This is a genomic window from Mesorhizobium erdmanii (assembly GCF_013170725.1).
Taxonomy (GTDB): Bacteria; Pseudomonadota; Alphaproteobacteria; order Rhizobiales; family Rhizobiaceae; genus Mesorhizobium; species Mesorhizobium erdmanii.
The window spans coordinates 1-22,886 of sequence record NZ_CP033361.1; the positions used below are offsets into that span (position 1 = coordinate 1).

The 22,886-nt window shown below is 63.4% G+C and carries 21 protein-coding genes; 10 read left to right on the top strand and 11 right to left on the bottom strand.

The genetic code is table 11. The annotated features are described in order from the left end of the window. From dnaA to EB233_RS00025, 5 genes are all read left to right on the top strand, one after another. Nucleotides 1-1,545, top strand: a complete 1,545-nt coding sequence (dnaA, locus tag EB233_RS00005) for a chromosomal replication initiator protein DnaA (RefSeq protein WP_064990742.1) — start codon at nt 1-3, stop codon at nt 1,543-1,545. A 367-nt stretch (nt 1,546-1,912) separates the two neighbouring features. Then, nucleotides 1,913-3,031: a DNA polymerase III subunit beta gene (dnaN, locus tag EB233_RS00010; RefSeq protein ID WP_010913340.1), complete on the top strand. Its 1,119-nt coding sequence runs from the start codon at nt 1,913-1,915 to the stop codon at nt 3,029-3,031. 78 nt (nt 3,032-3,109) lie between these two features. Continuing rightward, nucleotides 3,110-4,249: a DNA replication/repair protein RecF gene (recF, locus tag EB233_RS00015; protein WP_064990564.1), complete on the top strand. Its 1,140-nt coding sequence runs from the start codon at nt 3,110-3,112 to the stop codon at nt 4,247-4,249. A gap of 31 nt (nt 4,250-4,280) precedes the next feature. Continuing rightward, nucleotides 4,281-5,033 (top strand): molybdopterin-synthase adenylyltransferase MoeB, encoded by a 753-nt coding sequence (locus tag EB233_RS00020; RefSeq protein ID WP_064990563.1) that lies wholly within the window; start codon nt 4,281-4,283, stop codon nt 5,031-5,033. A gap of 14 nt (nt 5,034-5,047) precedes the next feature. Next, on the top strand, nt 5,048-5,524 hold the full coding sequence (locus EB233_RS00025) for a GNAT family N-acetyltransferase (protein ID WP_064990741.1): 477 nt from the start codon (nt 5,048-5,050) through the stop codon (nt 5,522-5,524). A gap of 157 nt (nt 5,525-5,681) precedes the next feature. Here the strand turns inward: EB233_RS00025 and EB233_RS00030 are convergent, their stop codons facing one another. Continuing rightward, the gene (locus EB233_RS00030) at nt 5,682-6,683 is read right to left on the bottom strand and encodes a 2-hydroxyacid dehydrogenase (RefSeq protein ID WP_064990562.1); all 1,002 of its coding nucleotides are present in this window, start codon (nt 6,681-6,683) and stop codon (nt 5,682-5,684) included. Between the two features lie 148 nt (nt 6,684-6,831). Here EB233_RS00030 and EB233_RS00035 point away from each other — a divergent pair, with 148 nt between their 5' ends. Next, nucleotides 6,832-7,392 (top strand): SH3 domain-containing protein, encoded by a 561-nt coding sequence (locus EB233_RS00035; RefSeq protein ID WP_027054511.1) that lies wholly within the window; start codon nt 6,832-6,834, stop codon nt 7,390-7,392. 46 nt (nt 7,393-7,438) lie between these two features. On the opposite strand, the gene EB233_RS00040 is transcribed toward EB233_RS00035, so the two are convergent. Further along, complete coding sequence (locus tag EB233_RS00040) at nt 7,439-7,798, bottom strand: DUF4260 domain-containing protein (RefSeq protein WP_064990561.1); 360 nt, start codon at nt 7,796-7,798, stop codon at nt 7,439-7,441. A 28-nt stretch (nt 7,799-7,826) separates the two neighbouring features. Continuing rightward, a complete protein-coding gene (gene irrA / locus EB233_RS00045) occupies nt 7,827-8,258 on the bottom strand; it encodes an iron response transcriptional regulator IrrA (RefSeq protein WP_064990740.1) in 432 nt (143 codons plus the stop codon). A gap of 242 nt (nt 8,259-8,500) precedes the next feature. Between irrA and fabA the strand changes: the two genes are divergently transcribed. The 4 genes from fabA to EB233_RS00065 all read left to right on the top strand — a co-directional run bounded on the left by fabA (nt 8,501) and on the right by EB233_RS00065 (nt 12,840). After that, nucleotides 8,501-9,016 (top strand): 3-hydroxyacyl-[acyl-carrier-protein] dehydratase FabA, encoded by a 516-nt coding sequence (gene fabA, locus EB233_RS00050; RefSeq protein ID WP_010913332.1) that lies wholly within the window; start codon nt 8,501-8,503, stop codon nt 9,014-9,016. A gap of 49 nt (nt 9,017-9,065) precedes the next feature. Beyond that, entirely contained in the window at nt 9,066-10,286 is a 1,221-nt protein-coding gene (fabB, locus tag EB233_RS00055) for a beta-ketoacyl-ACP synthase I (protein ID WP_027054515.1), read from the top strand. A 30-nt stretch (nt 10,287-10,316) separates the two neighbouring features. Continuing rightward, a complete protein-coding gene (gene fabI / locus EB233_RS00060) occupies nt 10,317-11,120 on the top strand; it encodes an enoyl-ACP reductase FabI (protein ID WP_064990560.1) in 804 nt (267 codons plus the stop codon). Between the two features lie 175 nt (nt 11,121-11,295). Next, nucleotides 11,296-12,840 carry a putative bifunctional diguanylate cyclase/phosphodiesterase gene (locus tag EB233_RS00065; protein ID WP_027054517.1) on the top strand — a complete coding sequence of 515 codons (1,545 nt, stop codon included), beginning with the start codon at nt 11,296-11,298 and terminating at the stop codon, nt 12,838-12,840. A 4-nt stretch (nt 12,841-12,844) separates the two neighbouring features. Here the strand turns inward: EB233_RS00065 and EB233_RS00070 are convergent, their stop codons facing one another. The 8 genes from EB233_RS00070 to EB233_RS00105 form a co-directional block, all read right to left on the bottom strand. After that, entirely contained in the window at nt 12,845-13,855 is a 1,011-nt protein-coding gene (locus tag EB233_RS00070; protein ID WP_064990559.1) for a class I SAM-dependent methyltransferase, read from the bottom strand. A gap of 228 nt (nt 13,856-14,083) precedes the next feature. Further along, nucleotides 14,084-16,231, bottom strand: coding sequence for a polyribonucleotide nucleotidyltransferase (pnp, locus tag EB233_RS00075; protein WP_064990558.1), 2,148 nt, complete (start codon nt 16,229-16,231; stop codon nt 14,084-14,086). A 279-nt stretch (nt 16,232-16,510) separates the two neighbouring features. After that, nucleotides 16,511-16,885, bottom strand: a complete 375-nt coding sequence (gene rpsO, locus EB233_RS00080) for a 30S ribosomal protein S15 (RefSeq protein ID WP_272481095.1) — start codon at nt 16,883-16,885, stop codon at nt 16,511-16,513. 88 nt (nt 16,886-16,973) lie between these two features. Further along, entirely contained in the window at nt 16,974-18,068 is a 1,095-nt protein-coding gene (gene corA / locus EB233_RS00085) for a magnesium/cobalt transporter CorA (protein ID WP_064990557.1), read from the bottom strand. Between the two features lie 44 nt (nt 18,069-18,112). Continuing rightward, complete coding sequence (gene truB / locus EB233_RS00090; protein WP_064990556.1) at nt 18,113-19,099, bottom strand: tRNA pseudouridine(55) synthase TruB; 987 nt, start codon at nt 19,097-19,099, stop codon at nt 18,113-18,115. Then, on the bottom strand, nt 19,099-19,524 hold the full coding sequence (rbfA, locus tag EB233_RS00095; protein ID WP_027054522.1) for a 30S ribosome-binding factor RbfA: 426 nt from the start codon (nt 19,522-19,524) through the stop codon (nt 19,099-19,101). The genes truB and rbfA overlap by 1 nt, the downstream gene beginning before the upstream one ends. 127 nt (nt 19,525-19,651) lie before the next feature. Then, nucleotides 19,652-22,234 carry a translation initiation factor IF-2 gene (infB, locus tag EB233_RS00100; protein ID WP_064990555.1) on the bottom strand — a complete coding sequence of 861 codons (2,583 nt, stop codon included), beginning with the start codon at nt 22,232-22,234 and terminating at the stop codon, nt 19,652-19,654. Continuing rightward, nucleotides 22,231-22,881, bottom strand: a complete 651-nt coding sequence (locus EB233_RS00105; RefSeq protein WP_064990739.1) for an RNA-binding protein — start codon at nt 22,879-22,881, stop codon at nt 22,231-22,233. The genes infB and EB233_RS00105 overlap by 4 nt, the downstream gene beginning before the upstream one ends. Between the last annotated feature and the right edge of the window lie 5 nt (nt 22,882-22,886).

The window sequence follows — 22,886 nt, forward strand, 5'->3', positions numbered from 1 at the left end:
ATGCAGAGCGGCATCGAAAGGGAGCTTACGGGCGACCTCCCATTTCCTGGAACTTTGATCGGAGCAAACGAGATGGCGGTCTCCAGCGACGCGGAGCAGAAGTTCGACCGGGTCAAGATCCAGTTGAAGGCGCGTCTGGGGGCTGAGGTCTATTCGAGCTGGTTCGGCCGCATGAAAGTGGCGGAGGCGTCCAAGGGCATTGTACGCATCTCGGTGCCCACCGCGTTCCTGCGCTCATGGATCAACGGCCACTATCTCGACCTCATCTCTGAACTGTGGAAGCAGGAGGACGCCGATCTGCTCAAGATCGAGATCGTGGTGCGCACGGCCACCCGCCAGGGGCGCAGCCATGCCGAACCGGAATTGGCGCCGGCGCGCAAGATGACACGGCAGACGCAGACGGCGCTGGCCGCCGGCACCGTGAGCCCCAGCAGGGTGGAACGGCCTCCCGTGCCACGTCCGGGGGCTGCAACCGAGAGCGAATTCCGCCACAACGTGCTGGGGTCGCCGCTTGACCCGCGCTACACGTTCGGCTCCTTCATCGAGGGGCCGTCGAACCGGGTGGCCTTCGCTGCCGCCAAGGCCGTAGCGGAATCGCAGTCGAGCGCCGTGCGCTTCAATCCGCTGTTCCTGCACGCGACCGTCGGGCTCGGCAAGACCCACCTGCTGCAGGCCATCGCGGCGGAGTCGCTGAAGCAGAACCCTAAATCCCGCGTCGTCTATCTCACCGCGGAATACTTCATGTGGCGCTTCGCCACGGCGATCCGCGACAACAACGCGCTGACGCTCAAGGAGCAGCTGCGCGACATCGACCTCTTGATCATCGACGACATGCAGTTCCTGCAGGGAAAGTCGATCCAGCATGAATTCTGCCATTTGATCAACATGCTGCTCGACAGCGCCAAGCAGGTGGTTGTCGCCGCCGACCGGCCGCCGTCGGAGCTGGAATCGCTCGAGCCGCGCGTCCGCTCGCGCCTCAATGGCGGCGTCGCGCTCGAAATGTCGGCGCCCGATTTCGTCATGCGCCTCGGCATGCTCAAACTGCGCTTGGCCACGGCCAGGGTCGACGACGCGTCGCTGGACATTTCCGAGGAGATCCTCAATCACGTCGCCCGCACAGTGACCGGCAGCGGACGCGAACTGGAGGGCGCCTTCAATCAGCTGCTGTTTCGGCAGTCGTTCGAACCACAGATCACCATCGACCGCATCGACGAAATCCTCGGCCACATCTATCGCACTGGCGAGCCGAAGCGGGTCCGCATCGAGGATATTCAGCGCATCGTGGCGCGCCACTACAACGTGTCGAAGACCGAATTGCTGTCCAACCGGCGTACGCGCACGATCGTCAAGCCACGGCAGGTCGCCATGTACCTGTCCAAGGTGATGACGCCGCGCTCCCTGCCCGAAATCGGACGGCGCTTCGGCGGCCGCGACCACACCACGGTGCTGCACGCCGTGCGCAAGATCGAGGACCTGTCCGGCAATGACAACACGTTGGCCCAGGAACTCGAACTGCTGCGACGGCTGATCAACGACCAGGCTTGATCGATCCGCGACAGGCAAGCCAGAACCGCACTGGAATTCAATGGCTTGCCTGCCCGGCCACGAGCTCGAAGCAGGCTCGCGACCGTGAGCAATTCGGTTTCCCGGGAAAGCGCGTAGCGCGTTTCCTTCGGAATCGAGACAAAACGAAGTCGGGCGATGGTCCGGATTCCGGATTCGGCGCCCTGGCCAGCGGTCTTCGTGACGTTTATCCCCAGAAAGCCCGCGCAGCCGGCCCGAACCAGTGGCGCGGGCTTGCGTTTGCTGGCTTTTTCCTGTCAGTTTACGCAGATTCTGAGCCTGTTCAGACCTTTCGCGGGGCGCCGCCAGCCGGAGACCCGCTCATCCTTTCAAGCGAGCCTGTTTCGTCATGCGTGTTATCCTGGAACGGTCAAATCTCCTGAAGTCGCTCAACCACGTCCACCGTGTGGTCGAACGGCGCAACACGATACCGATCCTGTCCAATGTGCTGCTCAGTGCCGAGGGCGCCAGCCTGGAAATGAAGGCCACCGACCTCGACCTCGAAGTGACGGAAGCGACGCCCGCCAAGGTGGAGCGCGGCGGGGCGACGACGGTTCCGGCGCATCTGCTCTACGACATCGTGCGCAAGCTTTCCGACGGCGCCGAGGTGATGCTGAAGACGGACGAGGACGGCAACGCCATGACGGTGACGTCGGGCCGCTCGAGCTTCCGGCTGCAGTGCCTGCCGCAATCCGACTTCCCCGAGCTTTCGGCCGGATCCTTCTCCCATATCTTCCGGCTCGACTCGGTTGCCCTGAAGGGGCTGATCGAGAAGACGCAGTTCGCTATCTCAACCGAAGAGACACGCTATTATCTCAACGGCATCTACCTGCACACGCATGAGGTCGGCGGCAAGCTGAAGCTGCGCTCGGTGGCGACCGACGGCCACCGCCTGGCGCGCGCCGAAATCGACGCCCCAGCGGGCTCAGAAGGCATGCCGGGCATCATCATCCCGCGCAAGACGGTGAGCGAGTTGCAGAAACTGGTCGATGATCCGGATGTCGCCGTGACCACTGAGCTGTCCGATACCAAGATCCGCTTCACCATCGGCAGCGTGGTCCTGACCTCGAAGCTGATCGACGGCACCTTCCCCGACTATCAGCGGGTCATTCCGACCGGCAATGACAAGAAGCTGATCCTCGACCGCCAGAGCTTTGCCGCAGCGGTCGATCGCGTCTCGACCATTTCCTCCGAACGCGGACGCGCGGTGAAGCTTTCGATCAGCGAAGGCCAAGTGACGCTTGCGGTCAACAATCCGGATTCCGGAAGCGCCACCGAGGAACTGGCTGCCGACTATTCTTCCGATCCTATCGAAATCGGCTTCAACGCCAAGTATCTGCTCGATGTCGCCGCCCAGCTGACCGGCACTGAAGCCAAATTCATGCTGGCCGATGCAGGTTCGCCGACGCTGATCCACGATATGGCCGACGAGACCGCGCTTTACGTGCTGATGCCTATGCGGGTATAGCCGGCACTGCATCATCGAGCCGGCTCCGCGACGGGACCGGCAGCGGAAACAATGGCGACTACTACAGGCGGATAGCGGTTGCCGGCACAAACTCATATAAGTAAGCTCACACTTACTGATTTTCGCAACTATGCAACGCTGGCGCTCGATCTCGCCCCCGGTGCCGTGGTGTTTTCCGGCGACAATGGCGCCGGCAAGACCAACCTCCTCGAAGCGATTTCCTTCCTGACGCCCGGGCGCGGCCTGCGCCGTGCGCCTTACGCCGATGTCGCACGCGAAGGCGGCGGCGGCGGCTTTGCGCTGCATGCCCGGCTCGACGGGCCCGATGGCCAGGCCGAGATCGGTACGGGCATTTCGGTTGGCGAGGGCGAAGGCGGCAGACGGGTTCGCATCAACGGCGCCGCTGCCAGATCGGCCGAGGACATGCTGGAATGGCTGCGAGTCGTGTGGCTGACGCCAGCCATGGATGCACTGTTCACCGGACCGGCCGCGGATCGCCGGCGCTTTCTCGACCGGCTCGTTCTGGCGATCGATCCCGGCCACGGCCAGCGCGCCCTCGACTACGAGAAGGCGATGCGCGGCCGTAACCGCTTGCTTACGGATGGAACCAGGGACGACCGTTGGTTCGATGCGATCGAGACTCAGATGGCCGAAACCGGTGTCGCCATTGCCGCGGCGCGCGCCGAACTGGTTCGCCTGCTCGCCGCCATGATCGACAGGCTGCCCGACACAGGGCCGTTCCCGCAGGCCGATATCAGCCTTTCGGGCGATCTGGAAGCCGAGATTTCCACCGCGCCGGCGGTCGATGTCGAGGAGCGGTTCCGGCGGGCGCTTACCAACGGCCGTGATCGCGACCGCGCTGCCGGGCGCACGCTCGAGGGGCCGCACCGTTCCGATCTCCTGGTAAGGCACCGGCCAAAGGCAATGCCGGCCGACCTTTGTTCGACCGGAGAACAGAAGGCATTGCTGGTCGGCATCGTCCTGTCGCACGCCCGGCTGACCGGCGAGATGTCCGGCATGACGCCGATACTGCTGCTCGACGAGATCGCGGCACACCTCGATGGCGGACGGCGGGCAGCGCTGTTTTCGATCCTGGAGGAGTTGAACTGCCAGGCGTTCATGACGGGAACCGATGCCGCGCTGTTTTCCAGCCTCAGGGGGCGTGCGCAGTTCCTGACCGTCGACCACGGCACGGTTGGGCCAACCGAAGACGCCTGACAAGGTTTTTTGGGCGCGATATGGTTCTCACATGACTACTGCGCTCACGACCGACGAGATCGAACGCTATGCCCGCCACATCGTGCTGCCCGAGGTCGGCGGCGCGGGCCAGCAGAAGCTCAAGCAGGCGCGCGTCCTGGTGATCGGCGCCGGCGGGCTGGGTGCGCCGGTGCTCGAATATCTCGCGGCCGCCGGCGTCGGCACGCTTGGCATCGTCGACGACGACATCGTGTCGCTCTCCAATCTGCAACGCCAGGTCATCCACGGCACCGATACGGTCGGCATGCTGAAAACCGAGAGCGCCAAAGCGGCAATCGCCCGCATCAATCCCAACACCGCGGTCGAGACGCACACGGTGCGGCTGAGCGCGGAGAACGCCCCTGCCCTTGTCGCCCGGTATGACATCGTCGTCGATGGTTCCGACAATTTCGAGACCCGCTATACGGTAGCCGATGCCTGCGCGAGCGCGCGCAAACCTCTTGTGCATGCCGCCGTCGGCCGTTTCGACGGCTCGGTGACGGTGCTGAAGCCTTTCGAGGACGGTAAGGACGGCAGACCGAACCCTGGATATCGCGATCTCTTTCCCGAAGCCCCGCCGCCGGGCCTGGTGCCGTCCTGCGCCGAGGCAGGGGTGCTTGGCGCCTTGACCGGCGTCGTCGGCACGCTGCAGGCGATGGAGGCGATCAAGCTGATCACCGGCATTGGCGAGCCGCTGGTCGGCCGGCTGCTGCTCTACGATGCGCTCGCCGCGCGCTTCGAAACGATCCGCTACGGCAGGCGCTGACCTTGGAGCGGACCATGACCGTCACCATCGACCGCATTCCGGCCGATTTCGGCCGCTGGGACGAAGTGCTTGCCCTGATCATGCGTGCCTTCGCCTTCATGGACGGCATCATCGACCCGCCGTCCTCGGCTCACCTGCTCACTGTCGACGCACTGCGCGACAAGGCCGGGCGCGAGACCGGTTTCGTGGCCCTCGATGGCGACAGGATCGTCGGCTGCGTCTTTGCCCTCGAAAGGGCCGACGACTTTTACGTCGGCAAGCTCGCCGTCGTCCCGGACTGCCAGGGGCAGGGCCTCGGCCGGCGGCTGATGCGGAAGGTCGAAAATCTGGCGCTCGACCGCGGCAAGGCGGCGCTGGAGCTGCAGACACGCATCGAACTCACCGCCAATCACGCCGCCTTTGCCCGCCTCGGCTTTCACGAAACCGACCGGACGGCGCATGAGGGCTACGCCAGGCTCACTTCGATCACCATGCGCAAGACTCTTTCGTAAGCCTTGACTTCCGTAGAGAGCGGTTCAGCGTTTGATGGAACCCGCCGAACCGTTCTAACTCTTTGTTTTTAAGCAATTCCCAAGGGGAAGCGCCATTCGCTTCTCCCGGGAAAACCGCTACACACTTTTCCTGGAATTTCTCTGGGACAACGCGGCGTCAGGTTCTGAGCGGCAGCACGCGGTCGGGGGGACGGTGACCGTCAACGAAGGCCCTGATGTTGATGATGACCTTCTCGCCCATGTCGATGCGGCCCTCGAGCGTGGCCGAGCCCATATGCGGCAAAAGCACGACCTTATTCTTGGCGGCGAGCCTGAGCAGCTTGGCATTGAGCGCCGGCTCATGCTCATAGACGTCGAGACCGGCGCCGGCGATCTTGCCGTCCTGGATCAGCTTGACCAGCGCTTCCTCATCGATGATGTCGCCACGCGCGGTGTTGACGACATAGGCCGTCGGCTGCAACAGCGCCAGCCGCCGTGCCGACAACAGGTGGAAGGTCGCGGGCGTCGACGGACAATTGACCGAGATAATGTCCATGCGGGCCAGCATCTGGTCGAGGCTTTCCCAATAGGTCGCCTCCAGCCCGTCCTCGACCGCCGGCAACACACGGTGACGGTTGTGGTAGTGGATGGACAGGCCGAAAGCCTTGGCCCGCCTGGCAACGGCCGTGCCGATGCGGCCCATGCCGACAATGCCGAGCCGCTTGCCCCAGATGCGCCGGCCAAGCATCCAGGTCGGCGACCATCCGGCCCATTTCTTGTCGCCGGTGAGCACGTTGGCGCCTTCCGCGAGCCGGCGCGGCACCGCCAGCATCAGCGCCATGGTCATGTCGGCGGTGTCCTCGGTGAGCACATTGGGCGTGTTGGTGACGGTGATGCCCTTCTTGGCGGCGGCCGCAACGTCGATCTTGTCGACGCCGTTGCCGAAATTGGCGATCAGCTTGAGGTTGTCGCCGGCCTGGGCGATCAGCGCGGCGTCGATGTTATCGGTCACCGTCGGCACCAGCACGTCGGCTTCCTTGACCGCCGCGACCAGTTCCGGCTGCGTCATCGGCCTGTCCTCGACATTCAGCCTGGCGTCGAACAGCTCGCGCATGCGGGTCTCGACCGGGTCGGGCAGCTTTCGCGTGATGACCACGAGAGGCTTCTTTTTGCCTACCATTGTTTCCCTCGTTGAGACCTCTTTAACCAAGACCGGCGAAACTGAAAGCCGGTCGCGGTAGCCGATTTACCCATGTAACAAGCGGTGCCGCCGAAGACAAAGAAAAAGGGGCGCCGCAACCATCGGGCCGGCGCCGAAAGGAACGAAAGTGTCTGGTTTCGCGTCGCTTCGCCTGAGCCTCAGCGCGGCATTTCTTGGCGCTCTCCTTTGTTCTCCGGCCGCTGGCGCGCAGAGCGCGGCAGCGCCCGCCCAGGGCGTCGTCACACTCGGACCGAGCGGCCTGCCGCTGCCGCGATTCGTCAGCCTGAAGCCAGCGCGCGTCAACTCGCGCGTCGGTCCCGGCGCCAACTACTCCGTCAACTGGATGTATGTCAGGGCCGGCCTGCCGATGGAGGTCATCCAGGAATTCGACACATGGCGCCGCGTCCGTGACGCGGACGGTTCGGAAGGCTGGATCAACCAGTCGATGCTTTCGGGACGGCGTACCGCCATCATCGCCCCCTGGCAACGCGGCAAGGGCGGCCAGATCAGTCTCATGAAAAGCCCGGACAAGGACGCCAGGGTCGTTGCGATCGTCGAGCCGGGTGTCATGGGCACGATCAAGACTTGTGACGGCCAGTGGTGCGAAATGACGCTCGATGGCCATACCGGCTGGCTTGCCCAATCGACGGTCTGGGGCGCCTATCCCGGCGAGCGGGTCAAGGACTGATTCTTTGCCGCCGTTTCAGCGGGTTCGTTGCGGGCCAAGGCTCGGATCAACGGCCGATTCGGCCAAGGTGGGTATCCTGAAAGCCCGTTGACAGTTTCAGGCCGTAACCCAGCGCCCGATCGATGGCGATGTGGGCGAACCAGATCAGTGCGACCGCGATCGCGACAGCATGACCGGACAGGTACCCGGCGATCAGCAGCAGCACGGGTACGACGAGGATGTGCAGGGCGTTGTAGGTAAGGGCGCCGATGCGCGGCCCGCCGAGGTAGCCGAACATCGACAGGTCCGGCGCCAGGATGAGCACCGCGAAGAGCCACCAGGAAACGCCTGTCGAAGCATAGAAGACGATGGCCGCAACCGCCACGACGGCCCATTCGAGCCGGATTGTCAGGTCGAGAGGTTTCATTCCTGACAGATTGTTCGGCGCTGGCCGCTCATTCCTGGCGCTTGTGGCGCAGCCTCACCACGATATCGACATTGGCGATTTCCATGCCCTCGGGTGGCTCCGGCAGGTTGGTGACCGTCACCGGACCGTTGGCAATGTCGAAAATCCGGTTCTCGCCTTCAATGTAGAAATGGTGGTGGTCGGAGATGTTGGTGTCGAAATAGGTCTTGGAGCCCTCGACGGCCAAGATGCGCAGCAGACCCGCCTGGGTGAACTGGTGGAGCGCGTTGTAGACGGTGGCCAGCGACACCGGCACGCCGGCGGCCAGCGCCTCCTCGTGCAGTTCCTCGGCCGACAAGTGGCGATCGCCCTTGGCGAAAAGCAGGTCGGCCAGCGCGATGCGCTGCCGCGTCGGCCTCAGGCCGGCTTCACGTACCCGCTTGTCCACAGCGACATTTTCCTTCCGGCAGCCCCGGTCCATCTGGTCTTCCAAGCTCGCAGTCCCGCTTCAAGACACGCCCAGGATGGCAAAAAAATGATTGTCTGCCCAAACCGGACCCCTGTTGACATATATTCTGTCGCCGGAAAGCGATCAATAGCGCGCATTGACCCGGGCAGACTGGCGGGTTAAGCGCAAACGCCGGTTTCCGGCCCGAAACAGATTGTGTTAGGACACCAACGACAAGGGCGCGCTACCGCCCGGACGATATGGGGACGAGATTGATGGCGGGTAAATCCAGCTACGACTACGAAGAATTGCTGGCCTGCGCCCGCGGCGAGCTGTTCGGAGAGGGCAATGCCCAGCTCCCCTACCCGCCCATGCTGATGTTCGACCGTATCACCGAAATCAGCGAAACCGGTGGCGCCTTCGACAAGGGCTTCATCCGCGCGGAGTTCGACATCAAGCCGGACCTGTGGTTTTTTGCCTGCCATTTCATCGGCAATCCGATCATGCCAGGATGCCTCGGCCTGGATGCCTTGTGGCAGTTGACCGGATTCTATCTCGGCTGGCTCGGCGAACCTGGCAAGGGAATGGCGCTGTCGACCGGTGAGGTCAAGTTCAAGGGCATGGTCACACCATCGGTCAAGAAGGTCGAGTATGGCGTGGATTTCAAGCGCGTGATGCGCGGCCGGCTGGTTCTGGGCATCGCAGATGGCTGGATGAAGGCGGATGGCGAGCCCATATATGCGGCGACGGACCTGAAGGTTGGTCTGTCCAAGCAGTCGGCGGTCGCTTGACCGCAGCCTTGGCCTGCCCACTGGCCAGCATCCTTGGAAGGAGTTGCGAATGAGACGTGTCGTAGTCACAGGCCTCGGCATCGTGTCGTCGATCGGCAACAATGCCAACGAGGTGCAGACGTCGCTGCATGACGCCAGATCGGGCATCAGCTTTTCCGATTCCTTCGCCGAGCACGGTTTCCGCTGCCAGGTCTGGGGCGCACCGACGCTCGACCCGACGGCCATGATCGATCGCCGTGCGATGCGCTTCCTGTCGCAGGGTGCCGCCTGGAACCACGTCGCCATGGATCAGGCTATCGCCGATGCGGGTCTGGGCGAGAGCGACATCACCAATGAGCGCACCGGCATCGTCATGGGCTCGGGCGGCCCCTCCACCCGCACCATCGTCGAGGCGGCCGAAACAACGCTGAAGAACGGCAGCCCCAAGCGCATCGGCCCCTTTGCCGTGCCGAAGGCGATGTCGTCGACGGCCTCGGCCACTCTGGCCACCTGGTTCAAGATTCACGGCGTCAACTATTCGATCTCGTCGGCCTGCTCGACCTCGGCGCATTGCATCGGCAATGGCTATGAGCTGATCCAGTGGGGCAAGCAGGACATCGTCTTTGCCGGCGGCCATGAAGATCTCGACTGGACCATGTCGGACCTGTTCGATGCCATGGGCGCCATGTCGTCGAAGTACAATGATAAGGCATCGACGGCTTCGCGCGCGTATGACGTCGATCGCGACGGCTTCGTCATCGCCGGCGGCGCCGGCGTGCTGGTGCTGGAAGAGCTCGAGCATGCCAAGGCGCGCGGCGCCAAGATCTACGCCGAAATCGTCGGCTACGGCGCGACCTCGGACGGCCACGACATGGTCGCGCCTTCCGGCGAGGGCGCGGTGCGCTGCATGCGCCAGGCGCTGGCGACGGTTTCCACGCCGGTCGATTACATCAACACCCACGGCACCTCGACGCCGGTCGGAGATTCCAAGGAAATGGGCGCCATCCGCGAGGTGTTCGGCGAGAAGATGCCGTTCATCACCTCGACGAAATCGCTGACTGGCCATTCGCTCGGTGCTGCCGGCGTGCAGGAATCCATCTATTCGATCCTGATGATGCAAGGCGGCTTCATCGGCGAAAGCGCCCATATCGACACACTCGACCCTGAATTCGAGGGCATGCCGATCGTGCGCAAGCGCATCGACAACGCCAAGATCGACACCGTCCTGTCAAATTCCTTCGGTTTCGGTGGCACCAACGCAACGCTCGTTTTCCAGCGCTATTCCGCATAGGCCAGCGTTTTTCTAAAAGGATTGCCAGCCATGGACGGACTGATGAAGGGCAAGCGCGGGCTTGTCATGGGTGTCGCCAACGATCATTCGATCGCCTGGGGCATCGCCCAAAAATTGTCCGAACACGGGGCGGAACTCGCCTTCACCTACCAGGGCGAGGCCTTTGGCCGGCGGGTCAAGCCGCTTGCCGACAAGCTCGGCGCCTCGCTTGTCGTTCCCTGCGATGTAGAGGACAGCGCTTCGGTCGCCGCCACGTTCGAGACGCTTGGCAAGGCCTGGGGCGGACTGGACTTCGTCGTCCATGCCATCGGCTTCTCCGACAAGAACGAATTGAAGGGCCTTTACGCCGACACCAGCCGGGAAAACTTCGTCCGCACCATGGTGATCTCCTGTTACTCCTTCACCGAAGTGGCCCGCAATGCCGCGCCACTGATGACGCAGGGCGGCTCGATGATCACGCTGACCTATGCCGGCTCGGTCCGCGTCATGCCGAACTACAATGTCATGGGGGTCGCCAAGGCCGGCCTCGAGGCCAGCGTGCGCTACCTCGCCAACGACTACGGCCCCCGCGGCATCCGCGTGAACGGCATCTCGGCGGGGCCGGTGCGCACGCTGGCCGGCGCCGGCATTTCGGACGCCCGCCACATGTTCTCCTACCAGCAGCGCAACTCACCACTGCGCCGCACCGTGACCATCGACGAGGTTGGCGGCTCCGCGCTTTATCTGCTGTCCGACCTGTCTTCAGGCGTCACCGGCGAAATCCACTATGTCGATTCCGGCTATCACATCGTCTCGATGCCGACGCTCGATGAGTTGAAGCAGACGGATGGTTGACAGGTCCTGAGACGAACCAAGGTCACATGCTTTTGGCAAGGTGCATGGGGCTGTTTCGGAGAAATTGCCGTTTCCGACTACAAAAATAGTCTTCTCCAGTAAAATTGAACGCATTCACGGAAACTCATTTTAAGAAGATTTCCGCTATAGAGTCCCGCATTCTGGGGATCCTTGAATGCCTGTCGTCAGCAACCCGAAGCGAACACCGGTGTTCCGACTGCTCACCATAGCAAGTTCGGGTATTGGCAGTTTCATCCTCGGCATCTGGGGCTTGAAGCACGGCTTCGGCGACGGGTTTGGCGGCATCTCGGTGGACATGATGGTCGCGATCATGGCCGCGCTTTGCGCGCTGGCGGCGTCGGTGGCGGCAATGTCATTCTTCGCCGGCATCGATGAATCGGCGGATTTCGTGTTCAACGAAACCCATTTCGACAAGCTGACCGGACTGCTGGCGCGGCCGGCGATGGTGGGCAGAGTCGCCGAGGCGGCGTGCGCGACAAGCCGAACCGGGGAACCGATGTTCCTGATCGACATCGACATCGACCGCTTCAAGCAGATCAACGACGCAATCGGCTATACACAGGGCGACGAGTTGATCCGCGCCTTTACCAAGCGGCTGCAGAGCTGCGTGCCCGCACGTGCCCTGATCGGGCGTATCGGCGCCGGCGAGTTCGCGGTGCTGCTTCCGGATCACCAGATCCAAGGAACGATGGAAAGCATGGTCGAAAGGCTCATCGACGAGATGATGGAGCCCTACGAGCTCAGCAGCCATCAGCAATCGGTGAGCCTGTCGGTGGGTATCGTGGCCATGCCCAAGGATGGCGTCGATCCGGTCCTTATCCTGCGCCGCTCCAACCTGGCGCTGCAGCATGCACGCAGCAGCGGGGTCGGCAACTGGTCGGTGTTCGACAGCGAGATGGGGCGTGTCGCCGATTATCGCCAATGGGTCGAAGCCGAACTGCACACCGCTTTCGAGCGCGGGGACTTCGACCTCCACTATCAGCCGCAACTCGACCTGCCGACCGGCCGTATCATCGGCTATGAAGCGCTGATCCGCTGGAACCATCCCGAACGCGGTATGATCCCACCGATGGAGTTCATCCAGATCGCCGAGGAAACCGGGATGATCAACCCGATCGGCGAATGGGTTCTGCGCAAGGCCTGCAGCGACGCCCGCCATTTGCCGGACGACTGCTTCGTCGCCGTCAACATCTCGCCGGTCCAGTTCATGACCAAGGATTTCGTCGGGGTCGTGCGCGACACGATGAGGACCACCGGCATCAAGCCGTCGCGGCTGGAGCTGGAAGTGACCGAGACTGCGATGATGCAGGACCGCGACCGCGCCGCTGCCATCCTGAAAGAGCTTGCCGAGATGGGCATCTCCGTTGCCGTCGATGATTTCGGCACCGGCTATTCGAACCTCAGCTATCTGATCGATTTCTCGTTCGGCAAGCTGAAGATCGACCGCTCCTTCGTCAGCCGCATCGATACCGATTCCAGCTCCGGCGCCGTCGTCTCGACGATTGTCGGGCTGTCGCGCGCGCTCGGCGTCAGCATCATTGCCGAAGGCGTGGAGACCGAAAACCAGGCGACGCTGCTGAGAGCGGCCGGCTGCGAGGTGGTGCAGGGCTACCTGTTCGGCCGGCCGGCGCCGCTCAAGATCGGGCTTGGCGACAAGCACGCCGGTGAGGACGTGCGGCGCGTCGCCAATCTTCATTGAGCAATCAACGACGGGCAGAAATCACCTTGAACATGCCATCGCGGGCAAGCTCCGCATGGCTTGAAAAGGCGGCCGACAGCACGGGCTCGTAGGGAAGCTGGCGGTTGGCGACCATGAACAGCCTGCCACCGGGCTTCAACGCCTTGGCCGCGGCGCGGATCATGCCGGCGCCGATCTCCGGCTCCGCCGCCCGGCTGCGGTGAAAGGGCGGGTTCATGGCGATGACGTCATAGCGGCGCTCGACAGGATCAGCGAGCAGATCGGTCCAGAAGAAGCCGCGCGGCACGGTGTTGCCGAGATTGCTCTTGGCTGCCTCCAACGCATCGAAATCGGCCTCGTAGAGATCGACGCCCGACAGGCCTGGCGAGCTGGCAGCCATCTCGGCTGCGACATAACCCCAGCCGGCGCAGAAATCGGCCGCATTGCCGCGCAGGTCACCGGGCAGGCTGTCGACCAGCAGTTTCGAACCGGCATCGACGCGATCGAAGGAGAACATGCCGGGTGCGGTGTGGAACCGGCCCTCGACCAGCACAGCGGGATTGGCGGCGCGAAGCGCGTCGGCGGCCCGGCTATCCACCGGGCGGCGCAGCCAGAAGGCGATGCCGTGATATTTCGGCAGATATCCGTCGAGCGGCACAAGCTCGCCGACGCGCTTGCGCAGGCTGGCAATGCCGTCTTCCTTGCCACCGGCAACGACGACCAGTCCGCCCGGAGCCGCGCGTTCGAGAGCCTCGGCCATGCGCAGTTCGTTCTGGCCGCGATGACGGCCCGCGAGCACCAGCGCGGCATCAAAACCGTCGCCCTCGGTTCTCGGCGTGACGGCGAAACCCGCCGCCTGCAAGGCGCGGAAATGCGGCCGGAAGCCCTGCACGAGATGCAGCGCCGCCTCGAAGCCCGGCGGCCAGCGCAAGCCGGGCTCGGCGCCGAGGAAGAGGACGCGCTCGCCCTTTCGTGGCAGGGACAGAGCCTCGGCCTCGAACGGATGAAAAAGCGTCTTCAGCGCCTCAATGGACATCGATGTGCTCCCCAGGGTCTTAAAGCGCGTCGCTCTGAAACGGATTCACGCAACGCGCTTCAAGTCTTTGTTTTGATGCATTGTCGTTGTCCCAGAACCGCTGCACACTTCTGGGCGACAGGCATTAGGCAATTCCCAAGGGAAAGCGCTGCACGTTTCCTGGAATTGCTTCAAACGAAAACGGGCGCGACATAAGCCGCGCCCGCTTCGATTTTACTGTCAGGCCGTTCAGGCGGCGTTTTCTTCGCCTTCGGTCTTCTTCTCGCGAGCGACTTCCTTGCCGGTGGCCTGGTCGACGACCTTCATCGACAGGCGGACCTTGCCGCGCTCGTCGAAGCCCATCAGCTTGACCCAGACCTTGTCGCCTTCCTTGACAACGTCCGAGGTCTTGGCGACCCGGTCGTTGGCGAGCTGCGAGATGTGGACCAGACCGTCACGCGGGCCGAAGAAATTGACGAAGGCGCCGAAGTCGGCGGTCTTGACGACCGTGCCTTCGTAGATTTCGCCGACTTCCGGCTCGGCGACGATGGTGTGGATCCACTTCTTCGCCGCCTCGATCTCCTTGGCGTTCGAGGAAGCGATCTTCACCGTGCCGTCGTCCTCGATGTTGATCTTGGCGCCGGTCTTCTCGACGATCTCGCGGATGACCTTGCCGCCCGAACCGATGACGTCGCGGATCTTGTCGGTCGGAATGTGCATGACCTCGATGCGCGGCGCGAACTCGCCGAGTTCGGGGCGGGCGCCGGTCAGGGCATGCGCCATTTCGCCGAGGATATGCTGGCGGCCATCCTTGGCCTGGTCCAGCGCTATCTTCATGATCTCTTCGGTGATGCCTTCGATCTTGATGTCCATCTGCAGCGAGGTGATGCCGTTGGCGGTGCCGGCGACCTTGAAGTCCATGTCGCCGAGATGATCTTCGTCACCCAGAATGTCGGAGAGGACCGCGAAGCGCTCGCCTTCCTTGATCAGGCCCATGGCGATACCGGCAACGGGCTTGGCCAGCGGCACGCCGGCATCCATCAGCGCCAGCGAGGTGCCGCAGACGGTGGCCATCGACGACGAACCGTTGGACTCGGTGATCTCCGAGACGACACGCAGCGTGTAGGGGAACTGGTCAGCGCTGGGCAGCATCGGACGGATGGCGCGCCAGGCGAGCTTGCCGTGGCCGATCTCGCGGCGGCCCGGCGAACCCATGCGGCCGGTCTCACCGACGGAATAGGGGGGGAAGTTGTAGTGAAGGAGGAACTTCTCCTTGTACATGCCGGTCAGCGAATCGACATACTGCTCGTCCTCGCCGGTGCCGAGCGTGGCAACGACCAGCGCCTGGGTCTCGCCGCGCGTGAACAGCGCCGAACCGTGGGTACGCGGCAGGACGCCGACTTCGGAGACGATCTTGCGGACCGTCTTCAGGTCGCGGCCATCGATGCGCGAGCCGGTGTCGAGGATGTTCCAGCGCACGACCTTGGCCTGGAGCTCCTTGAAGACGGAGCCGATCTGCTCGGAGGTGTACTTGGCGTCTTCGCCTTCGGCCGGAGCAAAGGCTGCCTTGACCTTCGCCTTGACGGCGTCGACGGCGGCGTAGCGCTTCTGCTTGTCGACGTTCTTGTAGGCAGTGCTGAGTTCGTCGCCGACGATCTTCAGCATCTCGGCTTCAAGCGCGGAATAGTCCGGCGCGGTGAAATCGCGCGGCTCCTTGGCGGCAACCTCGGCCAGCTTGATGATGGCGTCGATGACCGGCTGGAAGCCCTTGTGCCCGAACATGACGGCGCCGAGCATCAGCTCTTCGCCAAGTTCCTTGGCTTCGGATTCGACCATCAGCACGGCGTCGGCGGTGCCGGCGACGACGAGGTCGAGCTTGGATTCCTGCATCTCGTCGATGTGCGGGTTGAGCACGTATTCGCCGTTGATGTAACCGACGCGGGCACCACCGACCGGGCCCATGAACGGAACGCCCGACAGGGTCAGCGCGGCCGAGGTGGCGACGATCGACAGGATGTCCGGATCGTTCTCGAGATCATGCTGGACGACGGTGACGACGATCTGGGTGTCGTTCTTGTAGCCGTCGGCGAAAAGCGGGCGGATCGGGCGGTCGATGAGGCGGGAAACCAGCGTTTCCTTCTCGCTCGGACGGCCTTCGCGCTTGAAATAGCCGCCCGGGATCTTGCCGGCGGCGTAGGTCTTTTCCTGGTAGTTGACGGTCAGCGGGAAGAAATCGAGGCCGGGCTTCGGCTCCTTCATCGAAACGACGGTGGCCAGAACCTTGGTCTCGCCGTAGGTGGCGAGCACGGCGCCGTCAGCCTGGCGCGCGATCTTGCCGGTTTCGAGGGTGAGCGGACGACCGCCCCATTCGATTTCCACTTTGTGGTGATTGAACATATCTTGTCCTTAATAAGCGGAAAGGGCCGCGCCGTTTCACGGTGCGCGGATGCCCTTTCCCTGGCTTCCTTTCTCGGGCAGCCACGGGCAAGACAACGGGAAGCTCGGGTGATTTCAGCGCGGGCTAAGCGCGCGAGCGTCCTGCAATCCTGCCCCATGACCGTCCATGGGCGGTTTCGAGTGGCCCTCTGCGCGCTCGAAACCGGGTCTGGCCAATCTCTACGACTGGCAGAATGCGCGACCGGCGGGCTCTCCGAAGAAAGCCCGCCGGTCAATTCGTCAACGGCGCAGACCGAGCTTCTCGATCAACGTCTGGTAGCGCGCGTCGTCCTTGCGCTTGAGATAATCAAGCAGGCTGCGGCGCTGGGAGACGAGAGCGAGCAGACCACGGCGGGAATGGTTATCCTTCTTGTGGTCCTTGAAGTGGTCGGTCAGGTTCTTGATGCGCTCGGAAAGGATAGCCACCTGGACTTCCGGAGACCCGGTATCGCCCTTGGCGGTTGCGAATTCGCCCATCAATTCCTGTTTGCGCTCGGCAGTAATCGACATCGTGTTTTTCCTTATCTGTTTGAGGAAACGGGTCGCCCTCAGCCGGGATGTCGTCCAGCAGGGGCCGGTGCAAGCAAAGCGTCGTGGCGCTATGCTGCGGCGCATATAGTGCAATTCCCCTGAAAACACCAGCCTAATTCACGAAGCCGGCTTCGGCGTGGTTTTTGCGGCACGAAAGAGACTTTTGCCGCGGCTAAAGCCACTTCTTCCATCTGAAGAAGACGATCAGTCCCACCGCGACAAGCAGCATGAAGACGAGTGCCGCCGGATAACCATAATAGGACCGCAGCTCCGGCATGTTCCATGGCGAGGCGTCGGGACTGAAGTTCATGCCCCAGACGCCGACCAGGAAGGTCAGCGGCATGAAGATGACCGAGACGATGGTGAGATAGCTGATGACGTCGTTGGTGCGCGCCTGGCTCAGCGACAGATGCATCTCGATCAGGCCGGTCAACATGTCACGCTGGGTCTCGACCAGCTCGATCAGCCGCAATGCATGGTCCAGCGTATCATTGAAGAAGATTTTCGTTTCAGCCTTCACGTAGGGCACATCGTTGCGGATCAGTGTCGCCAGCGCATCGCGCATCGGCCACAGCACGCCTTTCAGCACATTGGCGTCGCGCCGCAATTCATGCAGTTGGCGCATCTGATGCTTGTGCGTTGAATGCAGCATCTCGTCCTCGATACCGTCGACCACGTCGCTGGCCGCCTCGATCGGCGGAAAATAGCTGTCGACGATAGCGTCGATCAGCGCATAGGCGAGATAGTCAGCGCCGCGGGTGCGCAACCGGTTGGGCATCGAGGCAGCTATGCGCTTGCGCACGGGATCGAACGGATCGCCTTCGCGCTCCTGGAAGGTAGCGACAAAGTTCTTGCCGAAGAAGACGGCGATCTGCTCGTAACGGTGTAAGGTGACATCGTCGATCATGCGCAGGACAACGAAGGCATGGTCCTCGAAGAAATCCACCTTCGGCCGCTGGCCGGTGTTGACCACGTCTTCCAGCGCCAACGGATGCAGGCTGAAGATCCGGCCGATCTCTTCGATCAACTGGATGTTGGCCAAGCCCGTGCAGTCCAGCCAGACGACCGGCCAGCGGTCGCAATGGGTATTGAGATCGTCGATGCTGGCATTGTCGATGGTCTTGAATTTTTCGGGCGAAATCAGCGTCAGCCTGAGTTCGCTTCGCCGCGCCGCCGGATCGGCGATCAGCGTACCCGGGGAAGCGCCGACGGGCGGCCGCCGCGTTTTCACCGGCGCCCGCTTTTTCATCGCCTCGGCCTTTGCCATCTGCTCCTCGAGCGTAACGTCAACCTGAAGTTAGACCAGAGCCGTCACCCGGCAAAGACCCGCTTGGGCTTGAACATGCCTTGCTCGATCGCGCCGATGGCGACCAGCTTGCCACGTGCCGTGGCGCAAGCTTCTTCGGCTTCGACAGGCGCGTCGCGGCCGCGGATGATGACCGGGTTGCCGAGACGGATCTTGGTCGCCGCGTCGTCGCTGATGGCGATCTGCGGCAAGCAGTCGAGAGCCGCCGACGTGTCGACGAGAAGCGCATCGATCGCGCCGAAGTCGACCGGCTTGGCCACCGCCTCGGCCTGGTCCGATTCGTCGCCCGCTTCCGGCCCCTCATCGCCCTGGTCTCCGAAACGAGCCGCCTCGAGTTCGGCGATGGTGACGAAATCCTCGGGCGTGAACGGCTCGACCTCGATCCGGCGCAAATCGGAAATATGGCCGAAACAGCCGAGGTCGCGGCCCATGTCGCGGGCCAGCGAGCGCACATAGGTGCCCTTGCCGCATTCGACCTCGAAAACGGTGTGGTCGGCGTGGTGCTCGACGATGTCGAGGCGGCCGATCTCGATCTCGCGCGCGGGAATGTCCACCGTCTCGCCTTCTCGGGCGAGGTCGTAGGCGCGCTCGCCCGCGATCTTGATGGCCGAGAATTGCGGCGGCGTCTGCATGATGACGCCGGTATATTTCGGCAGCAGCGCCCTGACCTCGGCTTCCGGCGGACGCAGGTCGGAGCTCTCCGTCACCGGCCCTTCAAGGTCGTCCGTCGAGCGCTCCTGCCCCCAGGCAACGGTGAAGCGATAGATCTTGGCGCCGTCCTGCACATAGGGCACGGTCTTGGTGGCTTCGCCGAGCGCGATCGGCAGCATGCCGGAAGCGAGCGGATCGAGCGTGCCGGCATGACCGGCCTTTTCGGCCTGGAACAGCCATTTGATCTTGGACACGGCCTCGGTCGACCCCATGCCGACCGGCTTGTCCAGCACCACCCAGCCGGAGACCGGCCGGCCCTTCTTCTTGCCGCGGCGGCCCATTATTCGCTGTCCCCATCGTCGTCTTTGCCTTGGCCGTCCGCATCCAGGTCACGCGCCACTTCGGGCGACTTCAAGAGATCGTTGATCCTGGCGAAATTGTCGAAGGAGGTGTCCAGCCGGAAGCGGAATTCCGGCATGTACTTCATCTGCCTGAGCGCGCCGGAGACACGCCCGCGGACGAATTTCGCATGCTTGTTCAGTGCTTCGATCACCGCGTCGGCATCCTTGGCGCCGAGCGGAGACACAAAGGCCGTGGCGATTTTCAGATCGGGCGACATGCGCACTTCCGAGACCGAAACCACGGAATTTTCAATCACCGGATCGATGATCTCGCCGCGCTGCAGGGTTTCAGACAGCGCATGGCGCACCTGTTCGCCGACGCGAAGCATGCGTTGGGACGGGCTGGACGTGGTTGAACGGGGCATTTTTCTCAATCCTGAAAGCGTGAGGCGCGGGATGGGACCGTGCCGCATGTCTCATACGGGGTCATTCTCGACAGGCTTGGGGCGGCGGTCTTTCGACCACCGCCCGAAACCGACAAGTCACTCGAACTCAGAGTGTCCGGGTCACCATCTCGACGCGGAAGCACTCGATGATGTCGCCGACGCGCATGTCTTCGTAGTTCTGGAAGGCCATGCCGCACTCCTGGCCGCCGGGAACTTCCGAAACCTCGTCCTTGAAGCGCTTCAGCGTCTTCAGCGTGCCTTCGTGGATAACGACGTTGTCGCGGATCAGGCGTACGCCCGCACCACGCTCGACCTTGCCTTCGGTGACACGGCAGCCGGCGATCTTGCCGACCTTGGTGATGTCGAAGATCTCGAGGATCTCGGCGTTGCCGATGAAGGTCTCGCGACGCTCCGGCGACAGCAGGCCCGACAGAGCCGCCTTCACGTCATCCACGAGGTTGTAGATGATCGAGTAGTAGCGGATCTCGATGCCGGCGGCCGCGGCCGCGGCACGTGCCTGCACGTTGGCGCGAACGTTGAAGCCGATGATCGCAGCACCCGAAGTCTCCGCCAGCGAGACGTCGCTTTCGGTGATGGCGCCGGCGCCGGCATGAACGATGCGCGCACGCACCTCGTCGGTGCCGAGCTTGTCGAGCGCCGCGTTAATCGCCTCGATCGAACCCTGCACGTCGCCCTTGATGACCAGCGGGAATTCCTTCAGCCCGCTCGTCTGCAATTGCGACATCATCTGTTCGAGCGAACCGCGCTGGCCGGCATGCTTGGCCACCGCCTTCTCACGCGCCAGACGCTGGCGATATTCGGTGATCTCGCGGGCGCGGGCCTCGTTGTTGACCACGGCAAAGCGGTCGCCCGCCTGCGGGGTTCCCTGAAGGCCGAGCACCTCGACCGGCATCGCCGGCGGCGCTTCCTTGATCTGCTCGCCGCGATCGTTGACCAGCGCGCGCACGCGACCCCATTCGTTGCCGGCGACAAGAATGTCGCCTGGCATCAGCGTACCGGTCTGCACCAGCACGGTGGCCACGGGGCCACGGCCCTTGTCGAGCTGCGCCTCGATGACGACGCCTTCGGCGGTACGGTCCGGATTGGCCTTCAGGTCGAGGATTTCGGCCTGCAGCAGGATCGCCTCGAGCAGCTTGTCGAGATTGGTGCCCTTGGTCGCCGACACTTCGACGTCGAGCACTTCACCGCCCATCGATTCGACGAAGACCTCGTGGCGCAGCAGTTCGGAGCGAACCTTTTGCGGATCGGCGCCATGCTTGTCGATCTTGTTGATCGCCACGATGATCGGAACGCCGGCCGCCTTGGCGTGGCTGATCGATTCGATCGTCTGCGGCATGACGCTGTCGTCGGCCGCCACCACGAGGATGGCGATGTCGGTGGCCTGGGCGCCGCGGGCGCGCATCGCCGTGAAGGCGGCGTGGCCGGGGGTGTCGATGAAGGTGATCTTCTGACCATTCTTCTCGACCTGATAGGCGCCGATATGCTGGGTAATGCCGCCGGCCTCGCCGGAGACGACATTGGCATTGCGGATGGCGTCGAGCAGCGAGGTCTTGCCGTGGTCGACGTGGCCCATGATGGTCACGACCGGCGGACGCGATACCAGGTCCTCGGCATTGTCGGCGATGTTGAACAGGCCTTCCTCGATGTCGGACTCGGCGACGCGGCGGACCGTGTGGCCGAATTCGGTGGCGACCAGCTCGGCCGTGTCGGCGTCGATGACGTCGCCCGGCTTCAGGATCTGGCCCTGCTTCATGAAGAACTTGACCACATCGACCGCACGTTCGGACATGCGCTGCGCCAGTTCCTGGATGGTGATGGTCTCGGGCAGGATCACTTCGCGCATGACTTTCTCGCGCGGCTCATTGTGCATCGCGCGCTTGAACTTCTCCTGGCGGCGACGCATCGACGACAGCGAACGGGCTCGCGCATCCTCGTCGGAAAGCGCGGTGTTCAGGGTCAACTTGCCGCGGCGGCGATCTTCCTCGGCCTTGGTCGGCTTGGCCGGACGCGGCACTTCAGCAGTGATCGGACGGCGCACCGGGGTACCGGCGCCAGTGCGCTTCGGCTTGACCTCTTCCTCTTCGTCAGCCGTTGCCAGTTCCGCGGCCTGCGGCGCGCGACGGCGTGCCTCTTCCTCGGCGCGACGGCGCGATTCGGCCTCGGTCTGCAGCCGTGCTTCTTCCTCGGCCTGGCGGCGCGCGGATTCTTCGCGCTCACGCTTGCGGCGCTCTTCGTCCTCGGCCCGGCGCTTGGCATCTTCCGCGGCGCGCTGACGGTCTTCGACCTCGCGGACCTTCGAGCCCTCGAGCGCCCTGCGGCGCGCTTCCATCTCGCTGCGCGACAGTTCGTTCAGCACCATACCGCCGCGTTCGACCGGGGCCGGCGGCGGTGGCGGTGGTGGCGCGGGCGGTGCTTTCGGCGCTTCCTGCACGACAGGCGCGGCGACTGCCGCCGGCTTCGGCGTGAAGACGGGGGCGGCAACCGGCTCCGGCTTGTCGCCGGGCATCGAGAATTTGCGCTTCTTGGTTTCGACGACGACCTGCTTGGTGCGGCCGTGCGAGAAGTTCTGACGCACAGTGCCCTGTTCCATACCGGGGCGCTTCAGCGTCAAGGTCTTCTTCGGCGTCACACTCAGCGTATTGTCGTCACCCGATTTCGTATCGCTCATTCCATATCCTCTGCGGCATCATCTTCGTCAGCAACAGCCGCAAGCATTGCCAGATCGTCCGGGGAACCGCCCCGATACCGGTCGAGCGCAACCATGCGCTTCTGGACCGCCTTACCCGCGTCTCCCGCGAGGACGGCAGCATGTATCACATTTGTACCCCCCAATGCCAAGCTCAACTCGGCCTCGGAGAAAAGTTTGTAGGCAAGGATGGAGGGGCCGCCAATATGGACGGTCGCCCGCCGCGCCTGGCTGATCTTGCGTACGCCATCCTCCGACGCTTCGGTCGCGTGAAGCACGAAAAGCGCTAGCCCGCCGCGCACCGCGCTCTCAACCTTGGTGGCGCCGAGCGCGATCGCACCTGCCTTGCGGGCGAGACCCAGCATGCCCAAAGCGTTTCTGGAAAGCAGCCCATCGACCATGCCGCCAAGATCCGGCGGCACGACCACCTGTGCCTTGAAGGCGCGGGCAAAAAGGTTCTTCGCCGCCGCCTTGTCGATATGTAGGCGGTCGGCACTCACCCAGCAACCGCGGCCGGGCAGATTTCTCTTGAGATCGGGAACGACGGCCGAATCCGGGCCGACGACGAACCGGATCAGTTCATCCGGTTCGGCCTGCTTGCGGGTAACGATGCAGGTGCGATCGTTCATCTCGT